Origin of the sequence: Pseudomonas sp. KNUC1026, from assembly GCF_021650705.1 — a bacterium.
Classification (GTDB): Bacteria; Pseudomonadota; Gammaproteobacteria; order Pseudomonadales; family Pseudomonadaceae; genus Aquipseudomonas.
In genome coordinates this window covers 706,306-726,387 of record NZ_CP087138.1, presented here as the reverse complement: position 1 = coordinate 726,387, position 20,082 = coordinate 706,306, and the positions used below count along the sequence as shown (strand labels likewise).

General features: G+C 63.9%; 9 protein-coding genes and 3 pseudogenes. 4 read left to right on the top strand and 8 right to left on the bottom strand.

The annotated features are described in order from the left end of the window. Nucleotides 1–179: 179 nt before the first annotated feature. Nucleotides 180–1,823 (top strand): malate dehydrogenase (quinone), encoded by a 1,644-nt coding sequence (gene mqo, locus LN139_RS03020; RefSeq protein WP_236358589.1) that lies wholly within the window; start codon nt 180–182, stop codon nt 1,821–1,823. Nucleotides 1,824–1,843: 20 nt separating this feature from the next. Here the strand turns inward: mqo and pcaQ are convergent, their stop codons facing one another. Then, nucleotides 1,844–2,791 carry a pca operon transcription factor PcaQ gene (pcaQ, locus tag LN139_RS03015; protein ID WP_236358587.1) on the bottom strand — a complete coding sequence of 316 codons (948 nt, stop codon included), beginning with the start codon at nt 2,789–2,791 and terminating at the stop codon, nt 1,844–1,846. A gap of 11 nt (nt 2,792–2,802) precedes the next feature. After that, nucleotides 2,803–3,347 (bottom strand): annotated as a pseudogene (locus LN139_RS03010) (nitroreductase family protein). A gap of 181 nt (nt 3,348–3,528) precedes the next feature. On the opposite strand from LN139_RS03010, the pseudogene LN139_RS03005 reads away from it, so the two are divergent. Together LN139_RS03005 and LN139_RS03000 are read left to right on the top strand one after the other, a co-directional pair. Continuing rightward, nucleotides 3,529–4,981, top strand: a pseudogene (locus tag LN139_RS03005) (TrkH family potassium uptake protein). Between the two features lie 17 nt (nt 4,982–4,998). Beyond that, entirely contained in the window at nt 4,999–5,847 is an 849-nt protein-coding gene (locus LN139_RS03000; RefSeq protein WP_236358585.1) for a DMT family transporter, read from the top strand. On the opposite strand, the gene LN139_RS02995 is transcribed toward LN139_RS03000, so the two are convergent. From LN139_RS02995 to recQ, 4 genes are all read right to left on the bottom strand, one after another. After that, on the bottom strand, nt 5,844–6,122 hold the full coding sequence (locus tag LN139_RS02995) for a SelT/SelW/SelH family protein (RefSeq protein ID WP_236358582.1): 279 nt from the start codon (nt 6,120–6,122) through the stop codon (nt 5,844–5,846). The two genes, LN139_RS03000 and LN139_RS02995, sit on opposite strands and share 4 nt — an antisense overlap. Before the next feature lie 2 nt (nt 6,123–6,124). Next, the gene (locus LN139_RS02990) at nt 6,125–8,506 is read right to left on the bottom strand and encodes a FimV/HubP family polar landmark protein (RefSeq protein WP_236358580.1); all 2,382 of its coding nucleotides are present in this window, start codon (nt 8,504–8,506) and stop codon (nt 6,125–6,127) included. Between the two features lie 74 nt (nt 8,507–8,580). After that, on the bottom strand, nt 8,581–9,018 hold the full coding sequence (slyA, locus tag LN139_RS02985; protein ID WP_236358578.1) for a transcriptional regulator SlyA: 438 nt from the start codon (nt 9,016–9,018) through the stop codon (nt 8,581–8,583). 92 nt (nt 9,019–9,110) lie between these two features. Then, a complete protein-coding gene (recQ, locus tag LN139_RS02980) occupies nt 9,111–11,249 on the bottom strand; it encodes a DNA helicase RecQ (protein ID WP_236358576.1) in 2,139 nt (712 codons plus the stop codon). A 205-nt stretch (nt 11,250–11,454) separates the two neighbouring features. Here recQ and LN139_RS02975 point away from each other — a divergent pair, with 205 nt between their 5' ends. Next, nucleotides 11,455–12,042: a UPF0149 family protein gene (locus LN139_RS02975; RefSeq protein ID WP_236358574.1), complete on the top strand. Its 588-nt coding sequence runs from the start codon at nt 11,455–11,457 to the stop codon at nt 12,040–12,042. A gap of 132 nt (nt 12,043–12,174) precedes the next feature. Here LN139_RS02975 and LN139_RS25075 read toward each other — a convergent pair. Both LN139_RS25075 and LN139_RS02960 read right to left on the bottom strand, forming a co-directional pair. Then, nucleotides 12,175–13,570, bottom strand: a pseudogene (locus LN139_RS25075) (ATP-binding protein); the annotation flags it as partial. Nucleotides 13,571–13,781: 211 nt separating this feature from the next. Further along, entirely contained in the window at nt 13,782–19,691 is a 5,910-nt protein-coding gene (locus tag LN139_RS02960; RefSeq protein ID WP_236358572.1) for a retention module-containing protein, read from the bottom strand. Nucleotides 19,692–20,082 lie beyond the last annotated feature (391 nt).

The following is a 20,082-nucleotide window of genomic DNA, read 5'->3' as shown; positions in this document are numbered from 1 at the left end:
TCTGCGTTGCGCACTGGCGCCACATTGTCGCGGATTCAGGTATAGTGGCGCCCACTTATTAACCGGTTCAGCCATCGCGGCGGCGGATCGGAGCGACAACATCGCCGCAGTCCTGAAATACGCCAACACCTGCTACCCAACCGTGGGCAGTGGGTCACTCGCTAACGTGGATGAACACAATGTTTGATAGGGTCAACACTACCCTGGTCGGGCTGGCTTTGGCTGTCTCGATGGGGTCAGGCTCTGCGTGCGCAGACCAGATCAAGAAAGTAGACGTGCTGCTGATCGGCGGCGGTGTGATGAGCGCCACCCTCGGCACCTGGCTCAATGAGCTGGAGCCGGGCTGGTCGATGGAGATGGTCGAGCGCCTGGATGGCGTGGCCGAAGAAAGCTCCAACGGCTGGAACAACGCAGGCACCGGCCACTCGGCCCTGGCCGAGCTCAACTACACCCCTACCGACAAAGACGGCAAGGTGCAGATCGCCAAGGCGATCGAGATCAACGAGGCCTTCCAGGTCTCTCGCCAGTTCTGGGCCTATCAGGTCACCAACGGCGTGTTGAAGAACCCCAAGTCGTTCATCAACTCCACCCCGCACATGAGCTTCGTCTGGGGCGACGACAACATCGCCTTCCTCGAGAAGCGCTTCCAGGCGCTCAAGGCGAGCCCGCTGTTCAGCGGTATGCAGTTCTCCGAAGACCCCGAGCAGATCAAGAAGTGGGTCCCGCTGATGATGGAAGGCCGTGACCCGGCCCAGAAAATCGCTGCCACCTGGTCGCCGATCGGCACCGACATGAACTTCGGCGAGATCACCCGCCAGTTCGTGGCCAACCTGCAGACCAAGCAGAACTTCACCCTGAAGCTCTCCAGCGAAGTCGAAGACATCACCCACAACGATGATGGCAGCTGGCGCGTCAGCTACAAGAACCTGAAAACCGGTGACACCACCGAAACCGACGCCAAGTTCCTGTTCATCGGCGCAGGCGGCGGTGCATTGAAGCTGTTGCAGAAGTCCGGCATTCCTGAAGCCAGGGAATACGCAGGCTTCCCGGTCGGCGGTTCGTTCCTGGTCACCGACAACCAGAGCGTGGCCCTGCAACACATGGCCAAGGCCTACGGCATTGCCTCCACCGGCGCGCCACCCATGTCGGTGCCGCACATGGACACTCGCGTGCTCGACGGCAAGCGCGTGATCCTGTTTGGCCCATTCGCCACCTTCTCGACCAAGTTCCTGAAGCAAGGCAGCTACTTCGACCTGCTCAGCAGCACCACCACCCACAACTTCTGGCCGATGACCAAAGTGGGCATTGACGAGTACCCGTTGGTGGAATACCTCGCCGGCCAACTGATGATGTCGGACGACGACCGCTTCAAGGCCCTGCAAGCCTACTTCCCGCACGCCAAGAAGGAAGACTGGCGCCTGTGGCAAGCCGGCCAGCGCGTTCAGATCATCAAGCGTGACGAGGCCAAGGGCGGCGTGCTGAAACTGGGTACCGAAGTGGTAGCGTCCAAGGACGGCTCGATCGCCGGCCTGCTGGGTGCCTCGCCAGGTGCCTCGACCGCTGCACCGATCATGCTCAACGTGCTTGAGAAGGTGTTCAAGGACAAGGTCGCCACCCCTGAGTGGCAGGCCAAGATCAAGGCAATCGTTCCGAGCTACGGCACCAAGCTCAACGACAGCCCTGACGCCGTCGCCAAGGAATGGGCCTACACCGCCCAGATCCTGCAGCTCGACACCCCGCCACCGGTGAATAACGCCAGCCCTTCGCCGGCTGCATCGAAATCCCCGGTCGCGCCGAAAGCCGACGCTGACCTGGCGCTCTGAAGCAGTACCTGGCCCTGCCGTCACGCCTGTGGCGGCAAGGCTTGCTCTCCTTGCCGGTATTGCCCGGCTACCTCCCGGACCACCTCGCACACCCAGTGCGCCGGTAACGGCAGCGGCAATGCCGCGTTGCTGCACAGGCCCACCGAGCCGCCCGGCTCGTGTACGCCCAGGTCCAGCTCGCTCAACTCTCCCAACCCCAATTCCAGGCGAACCGCATCGCGCGGGGCGACCCAGATCGCATCGCTGCCCAGCACGTAACGCCGGCTCAAGGTCGGTGAAAGCGTTTCCAGCCGCTGCGCCGAGAGTTCGATGCCGCATTGCACGAACAGGCTGTCGGCGTGCTTGCGAATGGTGGTGCCAGCCAGTGGCAGCACCAGCGGGTATCGACTGGCGGCTTCTCGCGCTGCCGGCCCCAAGGGCAGCAACGGGTGCCCGGGGCGCACGATCAGCGTCATCGCTTCGCTGTACAGATGCTCGAAGGCAAGGCCTTGCACCTGCGGGCTGTCGGTCATGCGGCCGATGACCAGGTCCAGGTCACCCACGTGCAACTGCCCCAACAGATAGGCCCCTGGCCCGGTGGCCACACTCACCACCAGCGCCGGGTGCCGTGCATGCAGGCGCTGCAGCACCAAGGGCATCAGCTGGCTTTCCACGGTCGAGAGCACGCCAACGCGCACCAGCGGCGGCTCGTGGCGATCGCTGCGCAAGGTGTTCACGCCTTCACGCAACGCCTGCACGCACGGGCCCGCGTAACGCATGAAGCGGGTGCCGGCCGCAGTCAGCTCCACGCCTGCCTTGTCACGCTCGAACAGCCGCGTACCAAGCAGGTCCTCAAGCTCCTTGAGAGTTTTGGAGATCGCAGGCTGGCTCACCGCCATGGCATCGGCGGCACGGGCGAAACTGCCTTGCCGGGCGATTTCCAGAAAGCACAGCAAGTGGCGGAACTTGATGCGGGTGTCCAGGTTCATGGCCGTGCCGCTTATTGCCCGTTCCAGGCGTTGACGTATTCAGCGCTGGGCAGCGGTGCTGGCGAGCGAGGCTCGGTTTCTGCGGTGCCCAGGTAGATGAAGCCGATGACCTGCTCGTTGGCCGCAAGCCCCAGGCCACGGGCAACGATGGGCGAAAACGACACCTCACCACTTCGCCACATCGCGCCGATGCCTTGGGCGTAGGCCGCCAATATCAGGCCATGGGCAGCGCAGCCAGCGGTCAGCAACTGCTCGCTGGCCGGCACCTTCGGGTGCTCTTGCAGGCAGGCAATGGCAACGACGATCAGCGGTGCTCGCTGAGGGTTCTTGCGCGCCTTGTCGATGGCGGCCTGGGGTACATCATCGGCCGATGCTGCCGTGGCCTCGGCCAGCAAGTCGCCCAACCGATCCAGGCCCTCGCCCTCGATGGTCAGGAAGCGATAGGGCGCAGCACTTTGTGGTCCGGGGCGCGAAATGCCGCCTGGAACAGGATCTCGCGTTGTTCGGCGTTCGGCGCCGGAGCCACCAGGCGGCCTACCGAAACCCGGTGCAGCAAAGTGTCTCAATGCATCCATCATGTTTCTCCTTCAATGCGTCGGCTATGCAGCAAGAACGTGCCAGCGGGGAACAAAATCAGTCGCACGCTACCGTGGCCACGCGGCGAATGCCAGCCTGGCGTTTACAGCCCGGCGGGCACGGGTAGAATGGCCGGCTGATTTCCTGCCAGCGTGGGCACCATGGCCTCGGCGACCATTCGCATCATCGGCTTCATCATCGGGATTTTCCTGATCACCCTGGCGGTCAGCATGCTGCTGCCGATGGCCACGCTGCTGTACTACGGCGACCAGGCCGAACTGCGCCCGTTCATCTGGGCCAGCGCCCTCACCTTCCTGGCGGGCACGCTGCTGGTGCTGCGCGGCCGGCCCGAGCAGGTGCACCTGCGCCCACGCGACATGTACATGCTCACCGTCAGCAGTTGGGTGATCGTGGCGGTGTTCGCTGCCCTGCCCTTTCTGTTCACCCAGCACATCAGCTACACCGATGCTTTCTTCGAAAGCATGTCGGGCATCACCGCCACCGGCTCCACCGTGCTCAGCGGGCTCGATGGCATGTCCCCCGGCATCCTGATCTGGCGCTCGCTGCTGCACTGGCTTGGCGGCATTGGCTTTATCGGCATGGCGGTAGCGATCCTGCCGATGCTGCGCATCGGTGGCATGCGGCTGTTCCAGACCGAGTCCTCCGACCGTTCCGAAAGGTGATGCCCCGCTCGCACATGGTGGCCAAGTCGATCGTGCTGGTGTACGTCTGCTTCACAGCGCTGGGCGCCTTGGGGTTCTGGTTGGCCGGCATGGGCGGCTTCGACTCGATCAACCACGCCATGTCGGCCATTTCCACCGGCGGGTTTTCCACCTCTGACCTGTCGCTTGCCAAGTGGCAACAGCCGGCGGTGCACTGGGTGGCAGTGGTGGTGATGATCTCGGCAGCCTGCCGTTCGCCCTGTATGTTTCCACCCTGCGCGGCAACCGATGGGCGCTTTGGCGCGACGAACAGGTGCGCGGTTTCATCGGGCTGTTGCTGGTGTGCTGGGCGGTGATGGGCACCTGGTACTGGGCGACCACCGGCCTGCCCTGGTACGACGCACTGCGCCACGTCGCCTTCAACACCACCTCGGTCATCACCACCACGGGCTTCGCCTTGGGCGATTACAGCCTGTGGGGCAACTTCGCCCTGATGTTCTTCTTCTACCTGGGGTTCATCGGCGGTTGCTCTGGTTCCACGGCGGGCGGCATCAAGATCTTCCGTTTCCAGGTGGCGTGGATCCTGCTCAAGGCCAGCCTCAACCAGTTGATCCACCCACGCGCGGTGATCCGCCAGCAGTACAACCGCCACCGGCTGGACGAAGAGATCGTGCGCTCGGTGCCGACCTTTTCGTTTTTCTTCGGCGCCACCATCGGCCTGATCGCCCTGGCGCTGGGCCTGATGGGCCTGGACTGGATGACGGCGCTCACCGGTGCCGCCAGCACCGTGGCAGGTGTAGGCCCGGGGCTGGGCGACACCATCGGCCCGGCGGGCAACTTCGCACCGCTGCCGGATGCGGCCAAGTGGTTGTTGTCGTTTGGCATGTTGATCGGCCGGCTGGAAATCGTCACCGTGCTGGTGTTGTTCATGCCCGCCTTCTGGCGCCACTGAGTAAGGGAGCACCCTCGATGCAGCCACGCCACGCGCTGCTCGCCCTGCATGCCGGTGCCTTGCTGTTCGGCCTTGCCGGGATCTTCGGCAAATTGGCGCAAGCTACGCCCTGGGTCATCGTGTGCGCACGCGCCCTGTTTGCGGTATTGGCGCTGGGGGCGTTCATAGGTTTGTCACGTGGCGAGCGCTGGCAGCGCCTGGGCCCTGCTGGCGGTAGGCAACTCGCCCTGGCCGGGCTGCTGCTGGCAGCGCATTGGGTCACGTTCTTCCAGGCCATCAAGGTCGGCGGCGTAGCAATCGGCACCTTGGGCTTTTGCAGCTTTCCGGCGTTCACGGTGTTATTCGAAACCGTGCTTTTCCGCGAGCGTTTGCGCCGGGTGGAAGCGCTTCAGGTCGTGGCGGTGACCATTGGCCTGGTGCTGGTGACACCGCATTTCGATCTGGCCACTGGAGCGACGACGGGGCTGCTGTGGGGTGTGCTCTCGGGACTGTTGTTCGCCTTGCTGGCGCTGCTCAACCGCGCACGGCCCGCCAGCATCGGCCCGGTACAAGCGGCGCTCTGCCAGAACGCGGTGGTGATGCTGGTGTTGTTGCCCTGGGCGCTGCCTGTGGCGGGTAGCCTTCGCGCAATGGATTGGCTCTGGCTGGCGTTGCTGGGTGTGTTCTGTACGGGGCTGGCGCATGGCTTGTTCGTCGCCAGCCTGCAGGTGGTCAAGGCCCGCACTGCCGCAGTGGTGTTCGCCATGGAGCCGGTCTACGGCATTGCCTTCGCCTGGTGGATCTTCACCGAACGGCCCACCGGCCCGATGCTGGCCGGCGGCGCGCTTATCGTCGCGGCAGCCGTACTGCCGGCGCTCAAACGCTAGCGGTCGTTGTGGCCCAGGTCGCGCTCAGGGTCGATGCGATCGCGTACACGCTGCTTGAGGGCCTTCGCTTCAGGGAAGCCACCGTCAGCCTTGCGCTCCCAGATTACCTGCCCGTCACAGGTAATCTCGAATACTCCGCCAGTCCCGGGCACCAGCGTCACACCGCCCAGCTCATCAGCGAACGTACTGAGCAGCTCCTGCGCCAGCCAAGCGGCCCGCAACAACCACTGGCACTGAGTGCAGTAGGTAATGCTGATAAGCGCAGTACCGGCCATGGTCAACGGCCCTCCAGCTCTGCCAACAGGGTGCGCGCCTGGTCGCGGCTGATGCCATCGCCCTCACGCAGCAGCTCGTAAAGCAGGCCGCTTGCGGCCTCGGCCTTGCCGTCTTCGATCAGCGCGCGCGCCTGGTCCAGTTTCTCGGCGCCGTCGTACTGGCTTTCGATGTCGTCCAGGTCCAGCGAGAGCTCACCCAGCTCGGTCAACTCGCCCAGCGAAGGTAGCTCATCGAGGTCAGGCAGGTTGGGCAGCTCTCCGGTCAGGTCGAACTCATTCCCGGCTGCGCCAGGGGCGCCAGCGAAATCACGTTCGAAATCGACCTCCAGCGTGCTGGCATCGAACTCCTGCACCGGCTCCAGCACCAGAGGCTCTACCTCCTCGGCGGTAAAATCGCCGAGAAAATCCTCCTCGGGCATTTCGAAGACTTCCGGCAGTTCCTTGAGGTTGCTGGTAAAGCCTGGGTCTACCAGCATCGGCTCTTCGAAAAGCTCAGGCTCCACCTCGGCAATGCCTGCCGGGCGCAATGCCGGCGTGTCGAACGGGTCGATGGAGGCCCAGTCGGCATCCAGGGAGAGGTCGTCGAGGCTCAGCTGGAACTCGCCGGGGTCAGCACCGGCAGGCTCGGCTGGCGGGTCGAGGTCAGACAGGTCGGGCAGGTCATTGAGCTCAAGATCGAGTGGCAACTCGTCAGCGGCCGGCAGCGGCTCAGGTTGGGCTTGCACAGGCGGCTCCAGCTCGGCGTGCTCTGCCTCTGCGCTCAAGGCCACGGCCGCCGCAGCGCTGGCAGCCAGCGCCAGGGCAACCTTGGGGTAACGCTCTCGGACCCGGTCGAGCTCATGAGCCGGGATGCCCTGCTGGCGAAGCTGCCGGTCTTCTTCGGCGTAGGCAGCGGTGTCGCCCTGCATGGCCAGCACCTCGAGGATGCGCAAGCGCAGATCGACACGCCCAGGTTCGCGTTTGGCGCCTTCACGCAGGATGCCCAACGCTTCGTTGAAACGCCCATAGGCGATATAGATGCTGGCGCCGTCCAGGGCATCGGTTGCCGGAGGTGCCTTGCGCGCAGGGGCTGGCCCCGGCGCCACCGGCGGCTCCTGGCTGTCGTCGGCTTCCTCCAGTGCTGGCGTGGCCGCCACGGCCGGGCCGCTGTAGGGTTTCGGTGCCTCGCTGGGTTGCCGCTCGGCCACGGGCTTGGGCGCATTGGCCGAGCGCCGGCGCCACAGCAGCAGGCCCAGCAACAACACCACCGCCAACAGTGCAGCAACCTGATACATCCAGCTGTCATCCTCCGCCATGACGGGCTCGGCCACTAGGGCCGTGGGCGCCGCCGGTGCGGGCTGAACAGCCGCTGGGGCTGGCGCCGCAGCCTGGGCTGGCGGGGCCGGTTGCGGTATAGCAGGTGCAGCGGCTACCGGCGCTGCAGCAGGCTTACCGCCGGAAAGCTGGCCCTGCAGGTCGGCGATGTGCTGATCGCGGCTGGCAAGGTCGCCCTCCAGGCCCTTGACCTGAGCCTGCAGGTCATCGAGGTTCTGCTGCAACTGTTGATTGAGCACGCTTGCGGCCATGTCCGGGGCAGGCACCGAAGCGGATGCAACGCCCTGCGCGGCCTGTGCAGGTGCAGAGGGCGCGGGCTCATCCCCCGCCGCCTGCGGCAGTACAGCAGTGTCGGGCAGCAACAATGACTGGCCAGCCTTGAGCGGGCCACGTGCCGGGTTCAGGGCCCGCAAGTCGCGGGCAAGGTCATTGGCCGGTGTTGGCGTGCCGGCAGCCACCAGCCGCTGGGTAATGGTCCAGAGCGTATCCCCCTTCTGTACCACATAGCGTTTGCCTTCCAGTGCAGCCGGCCGCGCGCGCTCGGCCGCGGGCGCGGCCGGCGTGGTTTGCACGGTCGGGGCGGCAGCCGCAGCGGCCGCCTGTCGGCTTCCGGGACTGGGAATCTGCGCCGGGGCCAGCGCCACGGTACCGGGTGGGTCGATCAACAGCGTGTAACCGCGCAGTACCTGGCCGCTGGGCCGGTCGACCTGCACGACGAAACTCAGGTAAGGCTCGATGACGGCCTTGCTGGAAGCCACATGAATGAACGCACGCCCACCTCGGAAAACCGGCGTGAAACGCAGGTCGGAGAGAAAGAAGGAGCGGTCGAGGCCAGCCTTGGCGAAAGCCTCCGGGGATGCCAGTGCCACACGCATGTCTTCAGGGCCGAGCCCTGCCACGTCGAGCAGCTCGATGTCGGCGTTGAATGGCTGGTTCAGCCCCGAATGCAGGCTGATGTCTCCAAGCCCTAGCGCGCTGGCCATGCCAGGCAGCGCCAACGCGGTGGCGAGGCAGGAGGCCTTCAGAAGGCGCAGGGCCAGCCTGCGTGGGGGCGTGAAACGCATGTGCATGAGCATCCCTTGGGAAATACTGCTACCGGTAACATCGTTATAGCCTGCGCTCGTTCATTCTCAAAGCGCACGCTTCAGGATTTCTTTTCCAGATTCGCCAGCACCTTGGCGTGCACCGCCATCGCCACACGCAGCTCTTCTTCGCCCACGCCACCAAACAGCTCCGAGCGCAATGCCTGTGCGATCGCTTCGATCTGCTCGATCAGCGGCATGGCCGCCTGGCTCAGTGTGATCTTCTTGGCGCGCCGATCTTCCTGCACCGCCTGGCGCTGCACCAGGCCCTGGCTTTCAAGGCTGTCGAGCAGGCGCGCCAGGGTCGGCCCTTCAACTCCGACGCTTTTGGCCAGTTCGCGTTGCGTAGGCGCTTCGGTGAAGCGTGCAAGGTGCAGCAGCACCAGCCAGCGGGCCTGCGAAAGGCCAAGGCCTGCCAGGCGCCGGTCGAGCTCGCCACGCCAGGCGCGCGACAATTGCGCCAGTTGAGTACCGAAGCGGTGTTGATCGTTCAACGGCATAGAAAACTCACGGTTCAGAAGACGCGTTCGAATAATTGGTTAGTGAGCTAAGCATGCCCCGTGCCAACGCGCAAGGCAGGCGCAGGCGTGTGTCATAGCTCGAACTCGGCCAGCAAGGCGGCGCGTACGCAATGCAGGACGCCATCGGGCACGCGGCTGGCAAACAGAGGCTGGACCTCGCTGACCGGAGGCAACTCACCCTCGCCATCGAGGAAGGCGTCCTGCAATTCCATGAGTAGATCCTCGGGCAGGTCCAGTGCCTGCTCGAGCGACAGTTGCTGCTCACCGATCAGTTCGGCGAGCAGGCTGTAGACGTTCTTCTCGCTGCACTTGAGTTGCCCGGCGATCTGCGCGGGCGTCATGCCGGCACGGGCCAGGCTCACCAGCTCATGGCGCAGGTCGGTGGGCGATGCCTGCGCCGCGGGCGCCTCGCCACCGGCGAGCACTTCCAGAAACGCTTGCCCGTAGCGTTCGAGCTTGCGCGCACCCACGCCGCTGACCTGAGCCATGTCGCCAAGGTCGCGCGGCTGGCTGCGCAGCATTTCAAGCAGGGTGGAATCGGGGAAGATGACGTAGGGCGGCACTTTGTGCTCTTCGGCCAGGCGCCGGCGCAGGGCCCGCAGCGCTTCCCACTGCTCGCGCTCCTCGCCGCGCACCAACTGGCTGGCCGGGCTGCCACCGCTGCTGGAGCGGGCGGCCACTTGCGGCTTGGTATCGCGGCGCAGTTCCAGCTCCTGTTCGCCGCGCAGCAGTGGGCGGCACGCGTCGGTCAGGCGCAAGCCGCCGAAACCTTCGAGGTCGATGTCGGCAAGGCCACGGGCGACCAGTTGGCGGAACAGCGTGCGCCACTCGCCATCGGCCATGCCCTTGCCCACCCCGAACACCGCCAGTTGCTGGTGCCCTGCCTGGCGGACCTTTTCGTTGTCCTTGCCCAGCAGTACATCGACCAGATGCCCAACGCCATAGCGCTGGCCGGTGCGATACACCGCCGACAACGCCTGGCGCGCAGGCTCGGTGGCATTCCAGGTTTGCACGCCATCGATGCAGTTGTCGCAATGCCCGCAAGGCTGGGGCAGGTCTTCATCGAAATAGGCAAGCATCACCTGGCGGCGGCAGCGGGTTTCTTCGCACAGGGCCAGCATGGCATCGAGCTTGTGCTGCTCGACCCGCTTGTGGCGCTCGTCGCCTTCGGAGTTCTGCATCATCTGCTTGAGCATCAGCACATCCTGAAGCCCATAAGCCATCCAGGCATCGGCTGGCAGGCCATCGCGGCCGGCGCGGCCGGTTTCCTGGTAATACGCCTCCAGCGACTTGGGCAGGTCCATGTGCGCGACGAAACGCACGTTGGGCTTGTCGATGCCCATCCCGAACGCGATGGTGGCTACCATGATCAGCCCTTCTTCATTGAGAAAGCGCTTCTGGTGGAAGGCCCGCAGGTCGGCCGGCAGCCCGGCGTGATAAGGCAGCGCCGGATAGCCTTGCTCGCAGAGAAAGGCAGCCACGTCATCGACCTTCTTGCGTGACAGGCAATAGACGATGCCTGCATCGCCCTTGCGCTGGGCGAGAAAGCTCAGCAACTGCTTGCGGGGCTGTTCCTTGGGCAGGATGCGGTAAAAGATGTTGGGCCGGTCGAAGCTTGAAAGAAACCGCTCGGCGTCGTGCAGGTGCAGGCGGTTGACGATTTCTTCACGGGTGCGCTTGTCGGCGGTGGCGGTCAGTGCGATGCGCGGGACATCCGGGAACAACTCGGCCAGGCGGCCCAGCTCGAGGTACTCGGGGCGGAAGTCATGGCCCCACTGCGAAACGCAGTGCGCCTCGTCGATGGCGAACAGGGCGATGTCCAGTTGCTGCAGAAAGCTGAGCATGCGCGGCTGCACCAGGCGCTCCGGCGCAAGATAAAGCATCTTGACCTCGCCCTGGCGCAGGCGAACCGCCAACTGCCGCTGCTGCTCGGCATCGAGCGTGGAGTTCAGCGCGGCGGCGGCCACACCCAGTTCGTCGAGGGTCGCGACCTGATCGTCCATCAGCGCGATCAGCGGCGAGACGATCACCGCCAGGCCTCCTCGCAGCAACCCCGGCACCTGGTAGCACAGCGACTTGCCGCCGCCAGTGGGCATCAGCACCAGCGCATCGCCGCCGTTGGCCACGCGCTCGATGATCTCGCCCTGACGGCCACGGAAGCTGTCATAGCCGAATACATCCTTGAGAACGCGCAGTGCCTGTTCGTGCATCGTAACCTCTGACCCCTTGGAAACACTCGCCGCGAAGTGTGGATGAGAAAACGCATGGCGCTGCGGCGAAAACGTAACCACAGGTGAACCAGACGTTGAGCGCGGCAGTATACCCCAGCGGGGCGCGTTGGTCCGGTCGCTGGCGTTAATGCCCATGCAGGGCCTAGAATTGACCTTTGTCCCCACCCCCCAAGGTAGCCCCTCAATGTCCTTCGCTGAGCAACTCACACGCCTGCAAGTTTTCCTCGACGCCGATGACCTGCACGAGGAAGCGCTGGACTACATTGCCACGCACGGCTACCTCACTGCGTTGTCGATCTGCGCCGAGCCAGTGCCTGAGCGCGAATGGATCGATGCGCTGTTCGCCGAGGAGCCTCACTACAGTGGCGATGCCCAGCGCGAGGAAGTCGAAACCACGTTGGTCGCGCTCAAGGCTCACATTGCCCGCCAGCTGGCCAGTGACGACGAGTTCGAGCTGCCCTGCGACCTGGACCTGGGCGATGAACCCGACGAGTCCGACCTGCGCGGCTGGTGCATTGGCTTCATGGAGGGGGTGTTCCTGCGCGAGGCTGCCTGGTTCGACACTGCCGAGGATGAGGTGAGCGAGCTGCTGCTGCCGATCATGGCGGCTTCCGGGCTGTTCGACGAGCAACCCGAATTCGCTGACATCGCACGCGATGCCGACCTGCTGGACGAGATGATCGTGCAGATCCCGGAAATCCTGACCGGCCTCTACCTGATCAGCCACGCGCCGGATGAAAAGCCCGCGCTGCTCAAGCCTCGCCACCACTGATCGGAACCCGCGCCTGCGTCGGCGCTGCAAATCTCGGCCTTGCCGGAGTCAGGCATGCACCGCGATGTGCGGTGCCATGGCAACGATGTTCGAGGGTTCGGCAACCGGCGCAATACCGGTTTGGCCAGCAGCTGCCTCATGACAGCGCGGCAGATAGATCGACACCTCGGTACCCTGCCCCACCACCGAGGTGATGCCCACCCCGCCGCCAGACTGCTGGGCGAACCCGTAGATCATCGACAGGCCCAGGCCGGTGCCCTGGCCCACCGGCTTGGTGGTGAAGAAGGGCTCGAATACCCGTGCCAGGATGTCCGGTGCGATCCCGGTACCGGTATCGGTGACGCTCAGGCACAGGTAATCGCCAGCCGGCAACGCGGTGCTGTGTTGGCCTTGCACGGCGAGCCTGTGGTTGCGGGTGCGCAGGGTCATGTGCCCGCCCTCCGGCATTGCGTCACGGGCGTTGATGCAGAGATTGAGCAGTGCGTTTTCCAGTTGGCCGGCGTCTACCCGGGCTTGCCATAGCTCATCGGCCGCCTCGGTCTTGACTGAGAATGCGTGCCCCTACCGTGCGCTGCACCAGCTCGACCATGCCATGCATCAGCACATTGACATCGGTGGGGCGCGGGTCCAGTGCCTGCCGGCGCGAGAACGCCAGCAGCCGATGAGTGAGCGATGCGGCACGCTGGGTCGCCCCTTGGGCCGCTACAAGGTACTTGGCCAGGTCTTCGGGCCGGCCTTGTTCGATGCGTCGCTCCATCATGCCCAAGGCGCCTGAGATGCCCGCCAGCAGGTTGTTGAAGTCGTGAGCCAGGCCGCCGGTAAGCTGCCCGACCGCTTCCATCTTCTGCGACTGGCGCAGCTTTTCCTCGGCCTGGAGCAGCTCGGCGGTGCGTTCCTGCACACGCTGCTCGAGGTTTTCATTGAAAAGGCGCAAGGCTTCTTCGGCCGCAGTGCGCTCCAGCAGATCGGCCGCCTGGCGAGCGAGAATATCGAGCAGGCGCAGGTCACGGGCGCTAGGGTGATGGGGGTCGCGCCAGTGAGTGGAAATCATGCCCAGCAATTGGCCGTCCCGGGTCATCAGCGGCGTGGTTTGCGCCGCACGGATGCCTGCCCGGCGAAAAGCCATCAGGTCTTTGGTCCCGGCAATCGCCGGCCATTGTTCGAAGTCGGGGATGATCACCCGCTGGCGCAAGGTGAGCGCCTGGGCGCAGCTGCTGCGCGCGCTGGTATCGACCCATTGCCAGAAATCTATGGCCTCGGGGGGCAAGCCATGGGAGTAGAGCAATTGCAACTGCCCGCCATGCCCGGACTGGTCGCCTGTGGGGCAAAGCATCTGCATGGTGCCGAACTGCGAACCGGTGATGGCCACCGCCGCGTCGACGATCTTGCCATACAGCGCTTCGCGGTCCTGTTCACCGATCAGCGCAACGCTGATGCTGTGCAACAGTTCGATATCCGACAGCGGGTCACGCGAGGCGCGCGCGGTGTGGGGGAACACGACCGGGCAGGCGCGATTCGAATTGGGCATGAAAGGGCTCCCGAGGAGCTGGCATTGGGCGTTGCTGAGCGTATCAGCAAATGTCTGATCGTGCGATGTAGTGGCATTATGCCGATGAGCAGGCAACCTGGCGCAATGCCGAAGCCTCGGGGCTACGCCAGGCCAGTGGATAACTGCCTGGCGATTCCGGTACAGGCCAGCAGGCAGCTTGCGCCACCTGCTGAGCCCGCCAGCGGCGCTGTCAGGACACTTCGACCTTCAGCGAATGGTCGCCCAGCAGGCCGTTGATCACGTCGTGGGCACTGACCACCAGCCCATTGCCACCATTGGCTTGCGTAGTAGCGTGGTACTGCTCGGCCAGGTTCACGTGCTCAAGCTCGATCGACTGGGCATTGCTGCCTTTGCCGACGATCAGGGTCGTGCTGACATCATCGCCCTTGCCGTTCTGGGTGACTTTGAAGAAGTCATCCAGCGAGCCGCTCTTGGCCACATCACCCAACAGCTGGCTCAGGTCGAGCGTGTCCACGCCAGGCTTGAAGTCGGTCACTACATCGTGGCCGCTGCTGCCCGGTTCCCAAGTGAAGGTATTGGCACCCGCGCCGCCGCTCAGCACCTCGTTGCCGCTGCCAGCTACTAGCACATCATGGCCCTGCTCGCCCTGGGCGGAGGTCAACAGTGGCTGCTCGTGCTCATCGCCCAGCAACGTGCTCAGCTCATGTGGCTGCGTTTTTTCACCGCCAGCCTTGGCTTGGGCATTGGCCGAGTCCGCATGCTCTGCGGCCTGGGCCACCGCTACACGGGCGTGGCTGGTGTGCTCGACCGACTGCACCTCGACCCGATTGGGTTGCGCTGGCTGGGTTTCAACCTGCGGCTGGCCATAATGCAGCCCCAGCTGCAGGCTGTAGTCGCTGTCCTGGGCCTGCGCCGCAGCCACCGGCGAAGCAGTGACCTTGATGTGGTACTGGCCGTCGTGGTCGGCAGTGAAGCCATCCTTGCCCAAGGTGTGGTAAACGCCATCGCTGCCAGCCCAGCTCAACACCGCTGCCTTGCCGTCGAGCTGGCTGACGTCCAGCGTTTCACCTTTATGCAGTGTCACGGTCAGGGCATCGGACAGGCGACCATTCTCAGGCGTACCCAACGTGCCCGCTACCAATACCGTCGCCAGCAGAATCGCGGTGTTAGCGTGGAAATCCGAACGCTCGATGGTGCGCGCATCGTCCAGCACGCGCAGCCGATTGACGTTGTTGGCGGTGAAGTCACCCTCGGCCGCAGCCTTGACCGTAACCACCAGCGAAGAGCTGGCGGTGTCGCGGTCATGGTCTTCCAGCGTGAAGGTGATGTTCTCGCGGTAGCCGCCGCTGTTGCCGTTTTTCAGCGCGTATTGATAGGCACCGGTATTGAGGTTGACCGACAGCTCACCCGAGTGCGCGGTGCTGATGGTCAGCTCGCCGCTCGCGGGGTTGAAGCTGTACTTGGCGTTCGGGTCGCTGGCTTGAACGCTGCTCAGCTCTCGGCCATTGGCCGGTACGTAAGTCCAGGTCACGCCGTCGACGGTCAGCGCACTGACGTGCCCACCATCGGCTCCGAAACCGCCCTCACCCACCAGCGAGCCGCTGACCGGTGCACTGGTCACGGTCCCCGCGAGCGCTTCGGGCAGGTCGCTGAGGTTGCGCGCCCATTGCGCGTCCTTGTCCTGCCCCAGCACGCCGTCATAGGCGATCGGGTCAAGGTATTTGGTATCCAGGCTCGGGCCCATGCCGATGGCGTAGGACTTGATCTGGTGGTCACGAAGGAAACCTTCCCACGCCAGGGCTTCCTTGGCATCGATGCCATCGCCCACACCCGGCTCGGTTTCACGGCCGCTCTGCACGCCTTTGACCGGCAGCGGCTGCTGATCGGAGAGCGTGGGGTTGCCATCGGACAGGAAGTAGCTGACGTTCTGGCCTTTCTCCAGCGCGCCCGGCGCACTCCAGGCTTCGCCGGCCTTGTCCAGGGCGTAGTCGTAGTTGGTGCCACCCGAGGCAGTGATGTCCTTGAGCACTTCACGTGCCTGGTCGGCGGTCATCCAGCGGGACTCGAGCTGGTTGGCGTAGGTGTTGAAGGTGACGATCTGCACGCGCACATCGCCCAGGTCCTGGTATTGGCCAATCAATGTATCGATGGCCTGCTTGGCGAACTCCAGGCGCGACAGGTTACCGACCTTGCTGTCGCCGTTCATGCTGTTGGAGGTGTCGAGCACCAGCATCAGGTTGGTGCCGGCGTTATGCACGTCCAGTACCGGGCTTTCCTGGCTGGCGGTAGGCACGTCGTCGACGATGCGCATGTGCAGCTCGCCGGTAGCAACCTCGCGCCCGCGGCTCTCGGCGACGATAGCGATATTGTCATCGAGGGTGTTGGCCCCCTGCCCCGGCGCATGGTCGGCAGCCTTTTCGAGGGTGTACTTGTAGTACACGGTGCCGTCAGAGTAGCCGGTCACGGTGAAGGTACCGTACGGCGTTTTCGCCGATGCGCCGTCCTGGTCGATCATCACCTGGCCGTCCTTGACCACATCCACGCCACCGACTTTCAGGTTCTGCACGCCATCGGCGGTATCGACCTTGAAGGTGCCGTCAACGGTCTGGCCGTCCTTGTTCTCGTGCGTGCCGCCCGGCAGCGCGCTTTCCTGAATGGTCAGGGTGTCCTGAGCAATGTTCAGGGTGATCGGGTCGATGATGTTGTTGACCTGGATGTTGAGCCAGGAGGTGGCGGTATCGCCGTCACCATCGGTGATCTGGTACCGGAAATGCTCCTCGGCGTGCTGGCCAGGAATGATCGCCTTGTAGGCATCGCTGTCAGCGTTCAGCGTGTAGGTGTAGGTACCGTCGCTGTTGAGGTTCAGCGTGCCGTAAGTGCCTTTGACGTTGGCCTGGGCGGTCACTGGTCGCTCGTTGCTGTCGGCACCGATCAGGTCGTTGCTCAGCACGTTGCCGCTGATGCGGGTGTTGTGATCCGACGCGGTGTTGAAATCAGGCTTGGCGATAGGCGCATCGTCGACGATCTTCACATTCAGCCAGGCGAAGTCGGTCTGGCCTTGCGGGTCGGTAGCGACCACACGGAAGTCTTCAAACAGCGCTTGATCCGCTTTGCCCAGGTTCGACTGCGCTTCGCTCAGCGTGTAGCTGTAGCTCAGGGTCTGGGTGCTGGCGTCGTAGCCGGTGATGGTCAGGGTGTTGCCATCCTGGCCAACGACACTGGTGCCGACCAGCTTGTCGTTGGTGATGATCTGCACACCATCGATGGTCAGCGAGGTCAGGCCGTCCTTGGCATCGATGTTGAAGCTGCCCTTGACGGTCAGGGCCGCAGCGTTCGGGTCGGTGCCGTTGCTGAGGTTGGCTTCGTAGACGGTGTGTTCAGGGCCTTTGTTGTCCAGGCCGATGATGGTCACGCCGTGGTCGACGCCGCCGACCGGTACGGTCAGTTTGGCGGTGGTGCTGTCGCCGTCACCGTCGGTGAGGGTGTACTGGAACACGTCGCTGCCGCTGAAGCCGTTCGGCAGCACGGTGCCCGGTTTCAGGGTGTAGCTGTAGCTGCCGTCGTTGTTCAGGGTCAGCGTGCCGAACTCGCCCACGAGCGTTTGCGCGGTGACCGGAGTGGCGTTGCTGTCGGCGCCGACCTTGTCGTTGTCCAGCACGTTGCCGGTGACGGTCGGGGTTTGCTCGGTGGCGACGGTGCTGGTGTCGTCGGCGGCGATGGGGGCGTCGTCGACGATCTTCACGTTCAGCCAGGCGAAGTCGGTCTGGCCTTGCGGGTCGGTAGCGACCACACGGAAGTCTTCGAACAGAGCTTGATCCGCTTTGCCCAGGTTCGACTGCGCTTCGCTCAGCGTGTAGCTGTAGCTCAGGGTCTGGGTGCTGGCGTCGTAGCCGGTGATGGTCAGGGTGTTGCCATCCTGGCCAACGACACTGGTGCCCACCAACTTGTCGTTGGTGATGATCTGCACACCATCGATGGTCAGCGAGGTCAGGCCGTCCTTGGCATCGATGTTGAAGCTGCCCTTGACGGTCAAAGCCGCAGCGTTCGGGTCGGTGCCGTTGCTCAGGTTGGCTTCGTAGACGGTGTGTTCAGGGCCTTTGTTGTCCAGGCCGATGATGGTCACGCCGTGGTCGACGCCGCCGACCGGTACGGTCAGTTTGGCGGTGGTGCTGTCGCCGTCACCGTCGGTGAGGGTGTACTGGAACACGTCGCTGCCGCTGAAGCCGTTCGGCAGCACGGTGCCCGGTTTCAGGGTGTAGCTGTAGCTGCCGTCGTTGTTCAGGGTCAGCGTGCCGAACTCGCCCACGAGCGTTTGCGCGGTGACCGGAGTGGCGTTGCTGTCGGCGCCGACCTTGTCGTTGTCCAGCACGTTGCCGGTGACGGTCGGGGTTTGTTCGGTGGCGACGGTGCTGGTGTCGTCGGCGGCGATTGGGGCATCGTCGACGATCTTGACGTTCAACCAGGCGAAGTCGGTCTGGCCTTGCGGGTCGGTAGCGACCACACGGAAGTCTTCGAACAGCGCTTGATCCGCTTTGCCCAGGTTCGACTGCGCTTCGCTCAGCGTGTAGCTGTAGCTCAGGGTCTGGGTGCTGGCGTCGTAGCCGGTGATGGTCAGGGTGTTGCCATCCTGGCCAACGACACTGGTGCCGACCAGCTTGTCGTTGGTGATGATCTGCACACCATCGATGGTCAGCGAGGTCAGGCCGTCCTTGGCATCGATGTTGAAGCTGCCCTTGACGGTCAGGGCCGCAGCGTTCGGGTCGGTGCCGTTGCTGAGGTTGGCTTCGTAGACGGTGTGTTCAGGGCCTTTGTTGTCCAGGCCGATGATGGTCACGCCGTGGTCGACGCCGCCGACCGGTACGGTCAGTTTGGCGGTGGTGCTGTCGCCGTCACCGTCGGTGAGGGTGTACTGGAACACGTCGCTGCCGCTGAAGCCGTTCGGCAGCACGGTGCCCGGTTTCAGGGTGTAGCTGTAGCTGCCGTCGTTGTTCAGGGTCAGCGTGCCGAACTCGCCCACGAGCGTTTGCGCGGTAACCGGAGTGGCGTTGCTGTCGGCGCCGACCTTGTCGTTGTCCAGCACGTTGCCGGTGACGGTCGGGGTTTGTTCGGTGGCGACGGTGCTGGTGTCGTCGGCGGCGATTGGGGCATCGTCGACGATCTTCACGTTCAGCCAGGCGGTATCACTGTCGCCTTGCGGGTCAGTGGCGACCACTTTGAAGTCTTCGTAAAGCGCCTCGCCCGCTTTGCCAGTGTTGGTCTGCGCCTGGCTTAGGGTGTAGCTGTAACTGATGGTCTGGGTGCTGGCGTCATAACCGGTGATGGTCAGCGTGTTGCCGTCCTGCCCGACAATGCTGGTGCCGACCAGTGTGTTATTGGCAATCACCTGCACGCCATCGATGGTGAGCGACGCCAAGCCATCCTTGGCGTCGACCGTGAAGCTGCCACGTTTGGTCAGGGCATCGGCATTAGGATCGGTGCCGTTGCTCAGGTTGGCTTCGTAGACGGTGTGCTCTGGGCCGTTGTTATCCAGGTCGCCAATGATCACAGGGTTGTTGACCGGCGGAGTAACCGGAGGAGTGACAGGCGGGGTCGTAGTGCCAGGCGCCGCCTGGTTCACGTTGAGGTCGCCGACCACGGGCTGTGGGAACTCAGGGTTGACCACCAGGCCCTCGGTCGGAAAGCCGATAACAGGGGTCACGGAGCCACCGACCGCTTCGAGCAATACGAACGAATGGCCGCCGCCCAGGCTGCCTGCAGGCCCATTCAAAGTGGCAGCAGGGCTGTTGGGGCCTGCGGCGGTGGGTTCGGCGTTCAGCGTCGGGTCGTCGCCCGCAGCGATCGCCTGCTGCAAGCGCTCGACATCGGTCAACTGGGTATTGGAGGGGTCGGCGTCCTGCACCTGCAGCACGGGAGCCTCACCAGCCAGCAACTGCGGGGTCAGCTCCAGGCTGCTGCCGCGGCCGAGGGTCAGTTCGCTACCGTTCTGCATGTGCACGGCCACAGCGCCGCCAATGCCGGTGTCCAGGGTTTCACCTGCATAGACGCGGTCGCCTTCGACCAACAAGCGACGGTTGCCACCAGGGCCCACCGCAAATACCTGGCCCACTACCTTGCTGACAACACCGATCAAACTTGCCATGCCCACTCCTCCAATTGCCATCTATGGCATCGGGCTACGGCACAGGAGCTGTTAACAGACACGCGGAGGTACTCAGCGTAGTAGCACTAGGCTATCCTGAAGGCTTCGTTGATGCAGAACCACAGCGAATGAACGTTCAGACATTCAAGTTCGGCGAAGCTTCCGTGTTACAGGCAGGGGCGGCGGCAATCAACCGCCAATATTTTGTCACCCCATCCTGAAACGCTGATCCGTGCGTTACAGCGGCCCCGTGCAGAGCCGAAAAAAACATTGAACTTTTTGAAAAGTTGCAGATTCACAGCCCAGGCTTAGCCTTGGGCGATACATCGGACATCAGAATGAAGGGTATGACTGGCGATTCCCTAAGTTTTTTTTGTCATATAGGCTATGA